Raw genomic sequence first — 16,164 nt, forward strand, 5'->3', positions numbered from 1 at the left:
TTCGGTCAGGCCTCCGTTCCGGTGCTCTCAGCCGGAGCGGCAGCGGCGGCGGGAGCCTCGGCCTTGGGGGCCTCGGCAGCCGGCGCGGACTGCTGCTGCGGCTTGCGACCGCGACCGCCACGCTCGCCACCGCGGCCACCACGGGCCGGGCGGTCGTTGCCACCACGGGCCGGGCGGTTGCCGGCGCGGGCAGCTGCGTTCTCGGCGCGGACCTCGGCGATGTTCTTGACGTCGCCCTTGTAGATCCAGACCTTCACACCGATGCGGCCGAAGGTCGTCTTGGCCTCGAAGAAGCCGTAGTCCACGTTCGCGCGGAGGGTGTGCAGGGGCACACGGCCCTCGCGGTAGAACTCCGAGCGGGACATCTCGGCGCCACCGAGGCGGCCACCGCACTGGATCTTGATGCCCTTGGCGCCGGCCTTCATCGTGCCCTGCATGCTCTTGCGCATGGCACGACGGAAGGAGACGCGGGAGGAGAGCTGCTCGGCGACGGCCTGGGCCACCAGCTGAGCGTCCGTCTCCGGGCTCTTGACCTCGAGGATGTTCAGCTGGACCTGCTTGCCGGTCAGCTTCTCCAGGTCACCGCGGATGCGGTCGGCCTCGGCGCCGCGGCGGCCGATGACGATGCCCGGACGAGCGGTGTGGATGTCCACACGCACGCGGTCACGGGTGCGCTCGATCTCCACCTTCGAGATGCCGGCGCGCTCCATGCCGGACGTCATCATCCGACGGATGGCGACGTCTTCCTTGACGTAGTCCTTGTACAGCTTGTCGGCGTACCAACGCGACTTGAAGTCGGTCGTGACACCGAGCCGGAACCCGTGCGGGTTTACCTTCTGGCCCATTACCGGGTTCCTTCCTTGCTGCTGACGACCACGGTGATGTGGCTGGTCCGCTTGCGGATCCGGTAGGCGCGGCCCTGGGCGCGCGGCCGGAACCGCTTCAGGGTCGGGCCCTCGTCGACGTAGGCCTCGGAAATGAAGAGGCTGTCGGCGTCGGTGTGGTCGTAGTTGTGCGCGGCGTTGGCGATGGCGCTGTCCAGCACCTTGCCGACCGGCACGCTCGCGGCCTGCGGGGCGAAACGCAGGACCGCCTGAGCCTCCGTGGCATCCATGCCACGGATGAGGTCCACCACGCGGCGGGCCTTCATGGGCGTGACGCGGATGTACCGCGCCTGGGCCCTGGCTTCCATGGTTGTCCCTTCAGTGTTTGTCATGATCTTTCACACCCCGCTGACTAGCGGCGCTTCGACTTCCGGTCGTCCTTGACGTGACCCCGGAAGGTGCGCGTCGGCGAGAACTCGCCGAGCTTGTGGCCGACCATGGACTCGGTGACAAACACCGGGATGTGGGTCTTGCCGTTGTGCACCGCGATCGTGTGGCCGAGCATCGCCGGGACGATCATCGAGCGACGGGACCAGGTCTTGATGACGTTCTTGGAACCGGCTTCGTTCTGCGTGTCCACCTTCTTGATCAGGTGGTCGTCGACGAAGGGTCCCTTCTTCAAGCTACGAGGCATCTCAACCCGTCCTTAGCGCTTCTTGTTCGTCTTGCGGCGGCGGACGATGTACTTGTTCGACGCCTTCTTGGGCGAACGAGTACGGCCTTCCTTCTTGCCCCACGGGGACACGGGGTGGCGACCACCGGAGGTCCGGCCCTCACCACCACCGTGCGGGTGGTCCACCGGGTTCATGACCACACCACGGACGGTCGGGCGAACGCCCAGCCACCGCTTGCGGCCTGCCTTGCCCCAGTTGATGTTGCTCTGCTCGGCGTTGCCGACCTCGCCGACGGTGGCGCGGCAGCGCACGTCGACCAGGCGGATTTCTCCGGACGGCATGCGGAGGTGGGCCATCGAGCCCTCCTTCGCGAGCAGCTGCACGGAGGCGCCGGCGGAGCGGGCGAACTTGGCACCGCCACCGGGACGGAGCTCGATCGCGTGGATCGTGGTACCGACCGGGATGTTGCGGAGGGCCAGGTTGTTGCCCGGCTTGATGTCGGCCCCGGGACCGTTCTCGACGCGGTCGCCCTGCTGCAGGTTGCGCGGGGCGAGGATGTAGCGCTTCTCGCCGTCGGCGTAGTGCAGCAGCGCGATGCGCGCGGTGCGGTTGGGGTCGTACTCGATGTGCGCGACCTTCGCCGGCACGCCGTCCTTGTCGTGACGACGGAAGTCGATCACGCGGTAGGCGCGCTTGTGTCCGCCACCCTGGTGGCGAACGGTCACACGACCGGCGTTGTTACGGCCGCCCTTGCTGTGCAGCGGGCGGACCAGCGACTTCTCCGGCGTGGACCGCGTGACCTCGACGAAGTCGGCGACGCTCGAGCCACGACGGCCCGGCGTAGTCGGCTTGTACTTGCGGATTCCCATTTCTCAGTCCTCGTCCGATTCCGGACGATCCGGACCTCCGTCAGGAGGTCGGACCGCCGAAGATGTCGATACGGTCGCCCTCGGCAAGGGTCACGATCGCGCGCTTGCTGTCGGCACGCTTGCCGAAGCCGGTGCGGGTCCGCTTGCGCTTGCCCTGGCGGTTGATCGTGTTGACCCCGGTGACCTTGACCGAGAAGACCGCCTGGACGGCCTCCTTGATCTGGGTCTTGTTGGAGCCCGGCGCGACGATGAACGTGTACTTGTTCTCGTCGAGGAGCGCGTAGCTCTTCTCGGACACGACCGGCTTCAGCAGCACGTCACGGGGGTCCGTGAACGCCTTGCTGGCCGGGGTGACGACGGTGTTCTTGCCCTCGGCCTCGTGGCGACGCGCCTTGGCGACGCGCGCGGCCTTGGCGGCCTTGGCCGCCTTGGAGGCGATGCTCGGGTGACGCGTAGCCATCAGGCTTCGCTCCCTTCGGTGTCAGCGGCCTTGGGGCCAGACACGAAGGACTCGAAAGCGGCCTGGGTGAAGACCACGTCGTCCGAGACGAGAACGTCGTACGTGTTCAGCTGGCCCGGCTCCAGAATGTGGATCTGGGGCAGGTTGCGGGCGGACAGCCACGCGGCCTCGTCGGCGCGGTCGACGACCAGGAGCAGGTTCTTGCGCTCCGAGATCTTGCCGAACAGCGTCCGGGCGGCCTTCGTCGACGGGCTGTCGCCCTCGATGACGCCGGAGACGACGTGGATGCGGTTGTGGCGGGCCCGGTCGGTGAGGGCGTGGCGCAGGGCCGCGGCCTTCATCTTCTTCGGGGTCCGCTGCGAGTAGTCACGCGGCTGCGGGCCGTGGACGACGCCACCGCCGGCGAACTGCGGCGCACGGGTCGAACCCTGGCGGGCGCGGCCGGTGCCCTTCTGGCGGTACGGCTTCTTGCCGCCACCACGGACCTCGCCACGACGCTTGGTCTTGTGCGTGCCCTGGCGGGCAGCGGCGTTCTGCGCGACGACGACCTGGTGGATCAGCGGGATGCTGATCTTCTCCACGCCGAAGATCTCCGCGGGGAGCTCGACGCTTCCGGTCTTCTCGCCGGCAGGCGAAAGGATGTCAACAGTGCTCATCGGTTACCTCAGGCCCCCTTGGCCGCAGTGCGGACCAGGACGAGGCCGCCGTTCGGACCGGGAACCGCGCCCTTGATGAGCAGCAGGCCCTTCTCCGCGTCAACGGCGTGGACGGTCAGGTTCTGGGTGGTGACCCGCTCGTTGCCCATGCGGCCGGCCATGCGGAGGCCCTTGAACACGCGGCCCGGGGTGGCGCAGCCACCGATGGAACCGGGGGAGCGGTGCTTGCGCTGGGTGCCGTGTCCGGCGCCGAGGCCCTTGAAGTTGTGACGCTTCATGACACCGGCGAAGCCCTTGCCCTTGCTCTTGCCGGTGACGTCGACCTTCACGCCGGACTCGAAGACCTCGGCGGTGACTTCCTGACCGAGCGTGTACTCGGCGGCGTCGGCCGTGCGGATCTCGACGAGGTGGCGGCGGGGGGTGACGTCGGCCTTGGCGAAGTGGCCCTTGAGGGGCTTGTTCACCTTGCGCGGGTCGATCTCGCCGAACGCGATCTGGACGGACTCGTAGCCGTCGACGTCGTTCGTACGGACCTGGGTGACGACGTTGGGGCCGGCCTTGACGACGGTGACCGGAACAACGCGGTTGTTCTCGTCCCACACCTGCGTCATGCCGAGCTTCTCGCCCAGGATGCCCTTGATCTGCTTGGTCATCTTCAGATCACCGCCCTCAGAGCTTGATCTCGATGTCGACACCGGCCGGGAGGTCGAGTCGCATCAGAGAGTCAACGGTCTTGGGGGTCGGGTCGAGGATGTCGATCAGGCGCTTGTGCGTGCGCATCTCGAAGTGCTCGCGCGAGTCCTTGTACTTGTGCGGCGACTTGATGACGCAGTACACGTTCTTCTCAGTGGGCAGCGGCACCGGGCCCGCGACCGACGCACCAGTGCGAGTCACCGTCTCGACGATCTTCTTCGCCGAAGAGTCGATGACCTCGTGGTCGTAGGCCTTGAGCCGGATGCGGATCTTCTGTCCCGCCATGGCTACTCAGTAGTCCTGTCTCTCGAAACGCTCTGGACCCGGTGATCCCTTGTCATTCCACTCCCCCTCCGACCCACGCGGTCGGGCGTGTCGCACTCTCGCTGACATGGATGTCCCTCTTCGGGACTTCCCTGCATGGGGAGTGCGGGCCCTTCCGGAACCGCGGACCGGGGGCGAGAGGCCCACCGGGTGCCTGGTCTGCACCCCGCTGACACTTCCCGGAAGATTCCCGTACGTCCGCCCCTGATCAGGGGCGACGAGTACTGTGGGACTCGCTTCCGGTCCTCCCGGCGGGAGGCGCGCAGCATCGGCACTCGACCGAGCAACCCCGTTAGTCTGCCATACGGGGCGGGGGGCTGGCGAATCGGGGCGGATGACTGTACCCCACGTCACCGTGGGGGGTACACGTGGCGGAGTGCCTGCGGGGCCTACCGGTACCAGTCTTCCCCATCACTCCCCAATGCGCTGCGCACATAGGATTCCAGGGTCGGCGCCACGAGATTGCGACTGTCCGTTTCGTGGTCCCACACGAAGACCTCCTTCCGTGATGGCCGACAGACAAAGGCAAACTGGTCGCCGCCCCCGTTGTCACCGAAGAACACAAGTGGATCAAAGGGCATGTACAGCGACCGGTACTGCTCATCACTGCGGAAGACCACATTGTCATCGAGGACCCGTTCTGCGGACCAGATGACTTCGGTGCCGTATTCGTCCAGCACCCCGTCACTCTCAAGCAGAAGCGAGCGGAGTTCAGCCGGCAAGGCCAGTCCGAGTGCCGCCTCGATCCTCTCGATTTTCTGAGGCGCCGCAGGTTGACGAGGCTCCGCCGACGGGAATTCGGCGATGATCTCGCGCCACATCGTGTGAACCAATCTCTTCGAGTACCGCTATCTTATCCGCGGACTGAACCAGTTGCCGAGCATATCATCGACAAGTGTCGCTTGCTTGAGTACCTCCTGCCGCGTGGGGTTCGGATTAGCGTCATAGAACTTATTCCATTCAACGCGTATCTGACTGAGATGGATTCTGCTGTTGATATCCCCCTTGGGAATACCGCGCAGATTTTCCAGGGAGTGCATTTCATCGGCGGAGAACAGCCCCGGGTACCGCTTGAGAACCTGCTGCTCGATGGCGTGGTGGACAACCACCTTACCCTTCAGACCGGGGTGTGCCGCGAAAAACGTCTTCTTGTAATTGTGACTCGTTGTTTTTCCGACGGCAGCATCAGCTCGCGTCGGGACGTCTTTACCCAGAACTGTCTCTTTCCGGGCCGCCGCCAGTTTGGCCGCCGCCTCGCACGGAGTCAGCCCCAGGGGGTCGGCCCAGGTAAGCGGGTTGTGCACGTAGGCAACAGGATTTCCGCCTGCCGCGAGTCCGAGCGGATCGGTAGTGAGGTAGCGCGCGGTCTCGGGGTCGTAGTGGCGGAACAGGTTGTAATGAAGACCTGTTTCCGGGTCGGCGTACTGGCCTGGAAAGCGAAGCGGCGTGTACGCCCGCGCGGAGCGACTCCACATCGTGCTGCCCCACAGCGTCGATCGCCCGTACCAAGCGATCTCCCCGCTTTCGTCGACGAGCTCCGTGGGGGTCCCCACCAGGTCGGTGACGATGGCGAAGAAGCGCTGATCGATCTCTTCCTGTGAGGCATCTGAGCTAGTGATGCGCTCGGCCTGGGTGAGGGGGCACAGGCCTTGGTGCTCCCAGGTCAGCGTCACTGGGCAGGGCTGCTGTACAGAGGTGGTCGTCTGTTCGCAAAGAGCGGTGCCGTCCCAGACGAAGACGGTCTCCTCGACGACCGTGGCGCCGTCCGCGCCATGGCGCCGTTTGGCGATACGGCGTCCGAGTGGGTCGTAGAGGTACGTCCATCGTGTTCCGTCCGGCGTCGTGACCGCCGTCAGCCTGTCTTCCGCGTCCCACTCGTAGCGCCAGGTATCCGGTTTGCGCGACAGCCGTGTCTTCTGCCGAAGGGTGACGCGGCCCTGTGCGTCGTACTCGTAGCGCACCGCGCCGGCTCGGTCCAACCGCGTCCCCCGGTATGTGCGCTCGCCCACCGCTTCCCGCCCCGGGAAGCGCTCAGGCCAGTGCCCGCGTGTCTGATTGCCGTTCGGGTCGTAGCTGTATCGCTCGGTGCCGTGCGGTCCGTGGAGGGTGGTGACACGTCCCACCGGATCCGACTCGTAGCGGCTGGACGCCCCGCCGGCCTCGTCGACGGCGCGCAGGTGCCCGTCGGACCCGTAGCTGTACCGGCGCAGGAGGTCCTGGCTCCGCCCGTGGGCGAGCGAGCGGGAAAGCAGGCGCCCGAGCGGATCGTACGTCTGTGTCAAGACGACGTTGCCGCCGACATGACGGGCGAGTTCCTGCCCCGCTCCGTCCCGGTCGAACCGGACGGTCCGCCCGGAACTGACGAGTTGCACGGCACTGCCCGCGGCGTCATAGCTCCAGCGGCTCTCCGCTCCGCCGGGAGTGACGCGGGTGAGTCGACGCCCTGCCGGGTCGAAGGTATGCGCCAGGCATCGACCGTTCGTCGTCTCCGCGAGGAGCCGACCTCCTCCGTCCCGGGTCATGGTGATCGTCGCATGAGGGCCGACTGCCTCGACGAGTCGGCCGCCAAGGTCGTATCGGAACGCCATGTCCGATCCGTCGACCCGCTTGCGGACCACGCGGCCCAGTACGTCGTGCTCGGTGCATACGGTCTGTCCGAGGGCGTTGGTCCGCATGACCAGCTGACCGGCGAGATCGTAGGTGTAGTGAGTCGTTACGCCGTCGAAGTCGGTCTCGGAAACCATGCGACCTGCGGCGTCGTATGAGTACCGCCATGCCTCGCCGGTCGGGGCGCCGACCTCGATCAAACGGAGGTCGGCGTCGTAGGCGTAGGTGAAGCGGGCTCCCGACGGGTCGGTTCTGACCGCCAGCAGGTCGAAGTGTGTGTATTCGTACGTGGTGACGTTGCCGGCGCTGTCCTCGTGGCGTCGGCAGTTTCCCTCGCCGTCGTACTCCCACGTCTCGTCGCCGTCGGCATCGGCTTGGCGTGTCAGATTCCCTTCCACCGTCCACTCGAGCCGGGTCTGGTGGCCCAGCTGATCCGTGAGCCTCACCGTGCGGCCGAAGGAGTCCCGTTCATGCCGGACGGTGCCACCGATCGGGTCCGTGATCACAAGCGGCAGTCCGGCGCCGTCGGTGCGGATAGTGGTCGCGTGGCCCAACGGGTCCGTCAGGGCGTACATGTGCCCCTCGGCCGTGTAGGCGTAACGGAACACGGCGCCGTCGGCGTCCGTGATCGCGGTGCGATTTCCTCTCTCGTCATAGGTACACCGGACGGTGCCGAGGTCGGGCAGGACGATACTCACGGGCAGGCCGAGTGCGTTGTACGTGTACTCGGTGCGAGCGCCGTCGGGGCGTATGACCGTCTTGGGTCGCCCGTGGTCGTCGTAGTCCACCCGCGTTGTGCGTCCCAGGGCATCGGTGTGGGAGAGCACGTGGTGATCGGCGTCGTACGTCATCCTGGTGAGACCGCCGACCGGGTCCCACTCGGCGACGACCTGACAATTCGCGTTGATCGCGTACCGGGTGACGGTGCCCGTGCCACTGGTCGCCGTGGTGAGCCGGTGGCCAGGCCAGTCGTCGTCGGAGCCGTCGTAGGTGAAATCGAAGGCGACGTGCCCTGCGTCGCCACCCTGGGCGGTGCAGCGGTCTCGTTCGTCGTACGCGTACTGGTAGGAACTGCCGTTGGTGTCGGTCCATGTGGTGATGCGTGACCGCGTGTCGTAGGAGAGGCGCACCGGTGCGCCGGACGACCCGGCTATTCCTGTCAGGTGGCCGTCTGTGTAGGTGAAATGCTTGACCGCGTGACTGGTCCCGTCGTCGGCCGCGTCGGTGAGACGCAGTGCGGTCACCCTGTCGTCGGCCACGTCGAACAGGAGACGGTAGCCACCGGAGTGGCGCATGCCCTGCGGGGTGCCGTCCGGACCGTATTCCACGGTGATCGAGTTGCCGTTACGGTCAGTGATGGACACCAGCGGTGCCAAGCCATTCACCACAGGTCCGAAGGTCCGCGTGTTCCCGGACTCGGGATCGTGAACCTCGTACCCACCACCGTCCAGCTCGCTGAGTGGCCAGCGTGGACCCTGCGTTGGACAGCGGGCGCTCGTCGCCGACGAGTCCGGATAGACGAGCAGCATGCCGTCCTCGGTGACGAACACGAGACCGTCGTCTGTCGTCTCCAGTCTTTGATCGAGCGTCGACGCCCAGGACGGGCCGAACCACCAGCCGCAACGGTAGTTCGAGGCGGCGCGACGAGTGAATGCCAGAGGCAGCACACCGGGTAGTTCCAGGTCCGTCTGGTCGAGATACATCGCCCCGGTGGCGACGTCCACCGGGTCACCGCATCCGAAGATCTTGGTCTTGAGACGGTTGTAGGAGCCCTTGGCCGCATCGGCCAGCATGCCCCTGGCGCTCTTACCGAGGCCCTTGACGCCGAAGGCCATTCCTTTCAGGCCGGTCTTCCCAAGAGCCTTCAGCCCTTTGGCGAGTCCGCCGAGGGTGGTCAGGCCCTTCATGCCGGGTATGCAGTCCAGCGCGGCCAGTCCCACGTCCCATAGCGACGCTTGGCCCTTGCTGTATTTGTAGAGCGAGTCGGCGAGCACGATGAGCCCCGCGACCAGCACGATCGCGCCCAGGATCGGCCCGCCGATGATCATCGCCACGATACCGACGATCGCGACGACGACCTTGCACACGGTGACGATCGAGTCCCAGTTGTCAGTGAACCAGTCGCCGATGTCCTCCCACCACGACCGGTTCTGAATACCGGCGTCCGACGCCTCGTCGATCTTGTTCTTGGCCTCCCGGGCCGCGTCCTCGCGCATCTTGCGCGCGTCCTCGGCCATCTTCTTCGCCGCGTCCAGCGCGCTCTGCGCGGAGTCGACGGCCGACTGGGCGTTGGACTGCGCGGTCTTGGCGTGCTGGACGTCCCGCGTGGCCGCGCGGACCTTGCCCTCGTCCGGCTTGTCCGCGTCCGACTTGCTGCCCGTCGGGTCGTCCTTGTACTTGTCGGCCTCCTTCGACGCCCGCGTCACCCACGAGTCCGCCGAGGTCAGCTTCGACTGCGCCGAGGACAGGTCCTCACGCGCCTCCCGCGCCTTGCGCAACGCCTTGTCCGCCAGGGCCTGCGCACGCTCCAGCTTCGGCCAGAAGTCCGCGAGGGCGTCGCCGCACATCCCGTACGACTTCTCGAGCTTGGTGAGATTCTTCGGTACGCCCGAGAACTCCTCCTTGAAGACCGTCGCGGACTTGCCCGCCCACTCCGCCAGCGTGGTCTCCCCCGCCATGCCCTTGACCAGACGCAGCGCGTCCGACACGTCGTCCGCGAAGTCGTGCAGCGTCTTGGCGAGCGTGCGAACCCGCTGCGGGTCACCCGGGGTCGGATCCTTGTCCAGGTCCAGGACATGCCAGTCACTCGGCCTGTGGCCCGCCATCCCGCAACCCCCGTCGCCACTTACGCATCATCAACAGCCCGTATGCACACGTGAACTTACAAGGCACGAGCGTTCGACGAAAAGGCCGGGGCGTGGCCGCTCGGACCGGCTCGCTGCGTGATCAGCGCGGAGGGCGGCATGGACGTACTTCTGTCAGACGGATTCCAGGAGTCGTTCCACGATCGACGGGAGCCGCCTGTTCACGTCCACGGCCTTCAGTGCTTGCGCAGAGCCCGCTGAGCTTCGACGACCGCGCCCTCGGATTAGGGTCTTCCGGCAGGGGACCGTCGAACAAGTGGGGGATGACGTGACGGCAGTGGACCCAGGTGGGGCGAAGGCCGACGGGGACCAGGAGTCCCAGACGCTTCGGGACGCCGGCCGTGCGGACAAGTGGTCGGTCGGGTGGATCCTGGTGGCGGTCGGGCTGTGGATGTGGTTCGCGTTCCTGATGCTCTCCTCGTACGGCCCCGAGTCCTACGACGGTGTGCCGCGCTGCGAGGGCCCGCTGATCGCCCCGCTTCAGCGGGACGGCTACTTCTGTGACAGCGAGCTACGCCAATGGCCGGCACTCCTCGGCATCCTGGCCCTGTCGAGCATCGCGACCGTGGTCGCGGCGGCGACGACGGTCTACGCCAAGCTGCTGTCCCGCCTGGCGGAGGCGTCCGGTCCCGAGACGGTGGAGGCGTCCGGTCCCGAGACGGAGCGCTGAGGCACCGATCGGATCACTGTCGCGCCGAACTGGTCAGAGGATCGCCGAGTACGTTCGCCACCTCCCGGAAGTACTCCAGCATCCCCTCGTCGAGGTCGAGCACGAACTCGGCGGTCACGGCGCGCCAGGGCCCCCTTCCGCCCTCAGCCCACGAACCGGAACGTCGACGTGATCGCGTCGAAGATGTCGAAGAAGGAGTCCGCGAGGTCGAGGACCTGGCTGCTGCCCGCGACCAGGGCGACCTTGCCCTCCTGGCCGGGGACCGGGATGTACGTCTGCATCAGGACCGCGCGGACGGTGCGGTTCAGGGCGTCGCCGGGGACCGGGATGTCCTCGATGCCCTGGGTGCGGGCGGCGGGGCCCACCCCGGGGATGTCGACCGTCGTCACCTTGCGCCAGGAGTCGCCGGGCTTCTTCGCCTCCTTGACGGCGAGTTGGCCGGCGATGGCGGCCGGTTCGGTGGGGAGCGGGTCGCCGGACGACGTGCGGCCGCCGACCAGCGACACCGTCACCGAGCCGGTGATCGGGGTGTCGCCGCCGAAGCTCTCCGCCATGCAACCGCAGTACAGCGCGCCGGACTTCCACGCGTCGGAGGCCGCCTTCTGGAGGAAGGTGACGTAGGCGGAGCGGGAGGGCTCCAACTCCGGGTGCCGGCGGACGCGGTCGTCGACCATGCGGCGGATCGAGTCGTCCCGCGACTCCGGGCGTACGTCGAACTCCCACCACGATTCCGGCACCTTGATGCGGAATCCGCCGCGCTCGACGGTCAGTGCCTCCGTGTAACGGGCCATGTCGTTCCCGGTCTCCCCGTTCGTCACTCGATCAGGTTTTCCGACATCGTCCCATCGAACGAATGGCGAACAGGGAGACCGGGACGCCGGACCCGTCAGATGACCCCCTGCGCCAGCATCGCGTCCGCCACGCGCTCGAAGCCCGCGATGTTCGCGCCGGTGACGTAGTCGCCGGGGGCGTCGTAGCGCTCGGCGGTTTCGTGGCAGGTGGTGTGGATGTTGTTCATGATGTCCGTCAGCTCTTCCTCGACCCGTGCCGACGTCCACGACGTGCGGGCGTGGTTCTGCGCCATCTCCAGGGCGCTGACCGCGACGCCGCCCGCGTTGGCGGCCTTGCCGGGGCCGAAGGCGACGCCGGAGCGCTGGAGGAGGTGGACGGCCTCGGGGGTCGTCGGCATGTTCGCGCCCTCGGAGACCGCCTTGACGCCGTTGCGGATGAGGGCGGTGGCGGCGTTCTCGTCCAGCTCGTTCTGTGTGGCCGACGGAAGGGCGAGGTCGGCCGGGACCTCCCAGACACTGCCGCCGGGCACGAAGCGGGCCGAGGAGCCGCGGCGCTCGGCGTACGCGTCGACGCGGCCGCGCTCGACCTCCTTGATCTGCTTGAGCAGGTCGAGGTCGATGCCCTTCTCGTCGACGACGTAGCCCGAGGAGTCCGAGCAGGTGACGGGGTTCGCGCCGAGGGCGGTCAGCTTCTCGATGGTGTAGATCGCCACGTTGCCGGAGCCGGAGACGACCGCCGTCTGGCCCTCCAGGTCCTCGCCGCGCTCGCGCAGCATCGCCGCCGCGAAGAGGACGTTGCCGTAGCCGGTCGCCTCCGGGCGGATCAGCGAGCCGCCCCAGCCCGCGCCCTTGCCGGTGAGTACGCCGGCCTCCCAGCGGTTGGTGATGCGGCGGTACTGGCCGAACAGGTAGCCGATCTCCCGGCCGCCGACGCCGATGTCCCCGGCCGGGACGTCCGTGTGCTCGCCGATGTGCCGGTACAGCTCCGTCATGAACGACTGGCAGAACCGCATGACCTCCGCGTCGCTCCGCCCGTGCGGGTCGAAGTCGCTGCCGCCCTTGCCGCCGCCGATACCGAGGCCGGTCAGCGCGTTCTTGAAGATCTGCTCGAAGCCCAGGAACTTGATGACGCCCAGGTTGACGGACGGGTGGAAGCGCAGGCCGCCCTTGTACGGGCCCAGCGCGCTGTTGAACTCGACCCGGAAGCCGCGGTTGACGTGGACCCGCCCCCTGTCGTCCTGCCACGGCACCCGGAAGACGACCTGCCGCTCCGGCTCGACCAGCCGCTCGATCAGCCCCGGCTCGGCGTACTCGGGGCGGGCCGCGAGCACCGGCGCCAGCGTTTCCAGGACCTCGTGGGCGGCCTGGTGGAACTCGGGCTGGGCCGGATTGCGGTGTTCGATCTCTGTGAGCAGGTGGTCGAGCGCGGTCCTGGTCTCGCTTCGCGTCGTCACAAAGGCCCTTTCTGGCACGGCTGACACCGGAGACGGGGGCGGGGCCCGGGGCAGGCCGCGGTCCGGTCGGTCCGGTGGTGGGCGCTCGGCGCCGTTGCCGCGCGCGGGACACCTCAGTGTTACGCGCATGTAAACGACCTGGCCAGCACCGGGCGCCCCGTGCGACCACTATGTGAGACCGCGCTTTCGCATTTCGGGGGCTTTCGTGACGTATGAGACGAAGGTCACCCGGATGGCTCGGGCTGCTCCGACAGGCGTCAGGCGAAAGGCGTCAGACGTCAGACGTCAGACGTCAGGCATGAGGCGTCAGGCATCACGCGTCGCCGTTCAGCATCGCAGCCGTGAGGACGTTCCCGGCGACGCCCCACCCGCCGTCGGCGACTTCGTCGACGAGTACGACGGTGGTGGGGCGGGCCCGGTCGCCGTAGATCTCCGCGTAGAGGTCGGTGGTGCGTTCGATGATCTTCTGCTTGTCCTCCGGGGTGAGGGTGCCCTCGGGGACCTTGAAGTGGGCGAAGGGCATGTCAGATCATCCCTCCGTTGGCCCGCAGGACCTGGCCGTTCACCCAGTGACCGGCGGGGCTGCCGAGGAAGGCGACCACGGCGGCGATGTCCTCGGGGGTGCCGAGCCGCTCCAGGGGCGGGGTCTTCGCGAGCTGGTCGATCTGCTCGGCGGTCTTGCCCGTGAGGAAGAGATCCGTGGCCGTGGGGCCGGGCGCGACCGTGTTCACGGTGATGTCCCGTCCGCGCAGTTCACGGGCGAGGATCAGGGTCATCGCCTCCACCGCGCCCTTGCTCGCCGCGTACGCCCCGTAGGTCGGGAACTGCGTGCCGACCACGGAGGTCGAGAAGCCTACGAAGCTTCCTCCCGCCCGCAGCCGCCGGGCCGCCTCCCGGGCGACCACGAAAGTGCCGCGGATGTTGGTGCGGTGCATTGCGTCCAGGGCGGTCAGGTCCAGGTCGGCGATGGGTGACAGGGTCATCCGGCCGGCCGAGTTCACCACCACGTCGACGCCGCCGTACTCCTCCTCCGCGCGGTCGAACAGCGCGGCGACCTGCTTCTCCTCCGCCACGTCCGCCGCTACGGCGACCGCCCGTCCGCCGGCCTCGGTGATCGCCGCCACCGTCTCCTTGGCGGAGGCCTCGTCGCGGGCGTAGTTCACGACGACCGCCAGGCCGTCCTGGGCGAGCTTCTCGGAGACCGCGCGGCCGATGCCTCGTGATCCGCCGGTGACGACGGCGACGCGAGTGCCCGCCGCTGTGTTCGTGTTCGTGTTCGTGGTCATGCGTCCACGATGCGCCGCCTCCGCCTGCGCAGCCAGGGGATGTCATCCCATGGGTCACCGGCCCTGCCCGGCGCAGAATGGGGGGCATGAGCGCTGTGAAGTACGCCGAGCTGGGAGCGTTCCTGCGGTCGCGGCGGGAGCGCATCCGCCCGGCCGACGTCGGGCTTCCGGCCGGGCCTCGGCGCCGGGTGCCGGGGCTGCGGCGTGAGGAGGTCGCCCAGCTCGCCGGGGCGTCGGTGGACTACTACAACGAGTTGGAGCGCGGGGCCGGGTCGCAGCCGTCCGAGCAGATGATCGCCGCGCTGGCGCGTGCGCTGCGGCTGTCCGCCGACGAGCGGGACTATCTGTACCGGCTCGCGGACCGGCCGGTGCCGGTGCAGGGCGGGGCCGCCTCGCACGTGCACCCCGGGATGCTCGACCTGCTCGGGCGGATGCCCTCGACTCCGGCGCAGGTGATCACCGACCTGCACGTCACCCTCGTACAGAATCCGCTGGCCGTGGCGCTGGTCGGGGACCAGTCCGGTCTCCGGGGGCCCCGGGCCAGCTTGGTGCACCGGTGGTTCACCGAGCCGGACGCCCGGCGCCTGCATCCCGAGGCCGACCACGAGAGGCAGTCCCGTGCCTTCGTCGCCGACCTTCGGGCCGCGGCGGCGCGGAGGGACGCAAAGGACCCGGAGGCCGGGTCCATGATCCGTACGCTGCTCGACGTGTCGCCAGAGTTCGCCGCGCTGTGGGCCGACCACGACGTGGCGTTCCGCCGGGACGACCGCAAGCGGATCGTCCACCCGACGCTCGGCGTCATCGAGGTCAACTGCCTCAACCTCTTCAGCGAGGACGGGCGGCAGCGGTTGCTCTGGTTCACGCCGGCCGTGGGGACCGACAGCGCGGGGTTGCTGGATCTGCTGGCGGTCGTCGGGACGCAGGAGGTCGTCAGCTCTCCGAGGCGTACGGGAGGAAGTTCGTCCACGCGGTCGGGGTGAGGGCCAGGCGGGGGCCGTCTGCCAGGTGCTTGGAGTCGCGGATGTGGACGGTGCCGGGGGTGGCCGCGATCTCGACGCAGGATTCGCCGTTGGTACCGCCGCTGTAGCTGCTCTTGAACCAGACCAGTTCGGCCTCGCGGATCATGTCTCTCCCAGCAGTTTCTCGATGAAGGCCAGCGACTCCCGAGGGGGGAGCGCTTGCGCCCGGATGGTTCCATACTGCAGCTCCAGGATGCGGAGTTGCCTCGGTTCAGAGACGGGACGTCCGTTGAACAAGCCGTCGGCGCGCCCCACCGCTGTACCGTCCGGGAACTTCAGCAACTCGATCCTGCCGTCAAGCCCTGGGTGGGCGTCAACGTCGGTCGGCATGACTTGCAACGTGACACTGGCCAACCGCCCAACCTCCAACAGACGTTCGAGCTGCCGTCGCCACTCCATTGTGCCCCCGACCTGCCGACGCAGGGGCGCCTCTTCCAGCACAAAGTGCATCGATGGAGCCGGATCGCGCTCGTACACCGATTGCCGGGCCAACCGCGCGGCCACCATGCGTTCGACATCGTCGGGTGAGTAGGGCGGCTGTGCCGCCTCGATCAAGACCCGCGCGTGCTCCGGCGTCTGCAACAAGCCCGCGATGATGTTGCATTCGTACACACCGATCTCAACCGCCTTCGCCTCCAGCTTCCCAAGCTCCCGCACCTTCTTCGGGTACCGGACCTTCTTCACGTCCTCCCAGGCCGCCGAGATCAGCCCATCCGCCTCCAGAACCTCGTCGGCCCTGTCCAGGTACTCCTGCCGGGGGATCCGCTTGCCACCCTCGACCTTGTAGACGAGATCCTCCCCGTAACCGACCGCCACTCCGAAGTCGGCAGCCCGCATCCCCACCGCCTCACGGCGGAGCTTCAACTGTCGTCCCACCGTGGCGATGACCGCGACGCCCCACTCGTCGTCAGGGTCCACCTCCCACCCCGGCTCATCCGTCTCGACCGTCATCCCGCGCCCCTTCGTCGTACTC

General features: G+C 67.7%; 18 protein-coding genes. 2 read left to right on the forward strand and 16 right to left on the reverse strand.

The window, feature by feature from the left end; all coding sequences use genetic code 11:
• Positions 1-5 precede the first annotated feature (5 nt).
• The 10 genes from rpsC to ACFW48_RS10415 all read right to left on the reverse strand — a co-directional run bounded on the left by rpsC (position 6) and on the right by ACFW48_RS10415 (position 9,932).
• A complete protein-coding gene (gene rpsC, locus ACFW48_RS10370; RefSeq protein ID WP_121748662.1) occupies positions 6-845 on the reverse strand; it encodes a 30S ribosomal protein S3 in 840 nt (279 codons plus the stop codon).
• Positions 845-1,192: a 50S ribosomal protein L22 gene (gene rplV / locus ACFW48_RS10375; protein ID WP_003974262.1), complete on the reverse strand. Its 348-nt coding sequence runs from the start codon at positions 1,190-1,192 to the stop codon at positions 845-847. The genes rpsC and rplV overlap by 1 nt, the downstream gene beginning before the upstream one ends.
• A 44-nt stretch (positions 1,193-1,236) precedes the next feature.
• The gene (rpsS, locus tag ACFW48_RS10380) at positions 1,237-1,518 is read right to left on the reverse strand and encodes a 30S ribosomal protein S19 (protein ID WP_055418366.1); all 282 of its coding nucleotides are present in this window, start codon (positions 1,516-1,518) and stop codon (positions 1,237-1,239) included.
• Positions 1,519-1,530: 12 nt separating this feature from the next.
• Positions 1,531-2,367 carry a 50S ribosomal protein L2 gene (gene rplB / locus ACFW48_RS10385; RefSeq protein WP_217143312.1) on the reverse strand — a complete coding sequence of 279 codons (837 nt, stop codon included), beginning with the start codon at positions 2,365-2,367 and terminating at the stop codon, positions 1,531-1,533.
• A 40-nt stretch (positions 2,368-2,407) separates the two neighbouring features.
• Positions 2,408-2,827: a 50S ribosomal protein L23 gene (rplW, locus tag ACFW48_RS10390; protein WP_007443985.1), complete on the reverse strand. Its 420-nt coding sequence runs from the start codon at positions 2,825-2,827 to the stop codon at positions 2,408-2,410.
• Positions 2,827-3,483, reverse strand: a complete 657-nt coding sequence (rplD, locus tag ACFW48_RS10395; protein WP_386312461.1) for a 50S ribosomal protein L4 — start codon at positions 3,481-3,483, stop codon at positions 2,827-2,829. Before rplD ends, rplW begins: the two co-directional genes overlap by 1 nt.
• An 8-nt stretch (positions 3,484-3,491) precedes the next feature.
• A complete protein-coding gene (gene rplC / locus ACFW48_RS10400) occupies positions 3,492-4,136 on the reverse strand; it encodes a 50S ribosomal protein L3 (protein WP_121748660.1) in 645 nt (214 codons plus the stop codon).
• A gap of 16 nt (positions 4,137-4,152) precedes the next feature.
• Positions 4,153-4,461: a 30S ribosomal protein S10 gene (rpsJ, locus tag ACFW48_RS10405; protein ID WP_003948644.1), complete on the reverse strand. Its 309-nt coding sequence runs from the start codon at positions 4,459-4,461 to the stop codon at positions 4,153-4,155.
• A 428-nt stretch (positions 4,462-4,889) separates the two neighbouring features.
• Positions 4,890-5,321, reverse strand: a complete 432-nt coding sequence (locus tag ACFW48_RS10410; RefSeq protein WP_337304264.1) for an SMI1/KNR4 family protein — start codon at positions 5,319-5,321, stop codon at positions 4,890-4,892.
• 27 nt (positions 5,322-5,348) lie between these two features.
• On the reverse strand, positions 5,349-9,932 hold the full coding sequence (locus ACFW48_RS10415; RefSeq protein ID WP_386312463.1) for an RHS repeat-associated core domain-containing protein: 4,584 nt from the start codon (positions 9,930-9,932) through the stop codon (positions 5,349-5,351).
• Between the two features lie 307 nt (positions 9,933-10,239).
• Between ACFW48_RS10415 and ACFW48_RS10420 the strand changes: the two genes are divergently transcribed.
• Entirely contained in the window at positions 10,240-10,641 is a 402-nt protein-coding gene (locus tag ACFW48_RS10420; protein ID WP_386312465.1) for a hypothetical protein, read from the forward strand.
• A 143-nt stretch (positions 10,642-10,784) separates the two neighbouring features.
• On the opposite strand, the gene ACFW48_RS10425 is transcribed toward ACFW48_RS10420, so the two are convergent.
• The 4 genes from ACFW48_RS10425 to ACFW48_RS10440 form a co-directional block, all read right to left on the reverse strand.
• Complete coding sequence (locus ACFW48_RS10425) at positions 10,785-11,432, reverse strand: hypothetical protein (RefSeq protein ID WP_386312467.1); 648 nt, start codon at positions 11,430-11,432, stop codon at positions 10,785-10,787.
• Positions 11,433-11,527: 95 nt separating this feature from the next.
• The gene (gene gdhA, locus ACFW48_RS10430) at positions 11,528-12,886 is read right to left on the reverse strand and encodes an NADP-specific glutamate dehydrogenase (RefSeq protein WP_386312469.1); all 1,359 of its coding nucleotides are present in this window, start codon (positions 12,884-12,886) and stop codon (positions 11,528-11,530) included.
• A 313-nt stretch (positions 12,887-13,199) separates the two neighbouring features.
• On the reverse strand, positions 13,200-13,409 hold the full coding sequence (locus ACFW48_RS10435) for a 4-oxalocrotonate tautomerase family protein (protein WP_345636369.1): 210 nt from the start codon (positions 13,407-13,409) through the stop codon (positions 13,200-13,202).
• A gap of 1 nt (position 13,410) precedes the next feature.
• Positions 13,411-14,172, reverse strand: a complete 762-nt coding sequence (locus tag ACFW48_RS10440; protein ID WP_386312472.1) for an SDR family oxidoreductase — start codon at positions 14,170-14,172, stop codon at positions 13,411-13,413.
• A gap of 77 nt (positions 14,173-14,249) precedes the next feature.
• Here ACFW48_RS10440 and ACFW48_RS10445 point away from each other — a divergent pair, with 77 nt between their 5' ends.
• Positions 14,250-15,152 (forward strand): helix-turn-helix transcriptional regulator, encoded by a 903-nt coding sequence (locus ACFW48_RS10445; protein ID WP_386312474.1) that lies wholly within the window; start codon positions 14,250-14,252, stop codon positions 15,150-15,152.
• Here ACFW48_RS10445 and ACFW48_RS10450 read toward each other — a convergent pair.
• Positions 15,103-15,297 carry a DUF397 domain-containing protein gene (locus ACFW48_RS10450; protein ID WP_386312476.1) on the reverse strand — a complete coding sequence of 65 codons (195 nt, stop codon included), beginning with the start codon at positions 15,295-15,297 and terminating at the stop codon, positions 15,103-15,105. The two genes, ACFW48_RS10445 and ACFW48_RS10450, sit on opposite strands and share 50 nt — an antisense overlap.
• A complete protein-coding gene (locus ACFW48_RS10455; protein WP_386312478.1) occupies positions 15,294-16,142 on the reverse strand; it encodes a helix-turn-helix domain-containing protein in 849 nt (282 codons plus the stop codon). The genes ACFW48_RS10450 and ACFW48_RS10455 overlap by 4 nt, the downstream gene beginning before the upstream one ends.
• Between the last annotated feature and the right edge of the window lie 22 nt (positions 16,143-16,164).

The organism is Streptomyces sp. NPDC058812, assembly GCF_042744565.1.
Classification (GTDB): domain Bacteria; phylum Actinomycetota; class Actinomycetes; order Streptomycetales; family Streptomycetaceae; genus Streptomyces; species Streptomyces thinghirensis.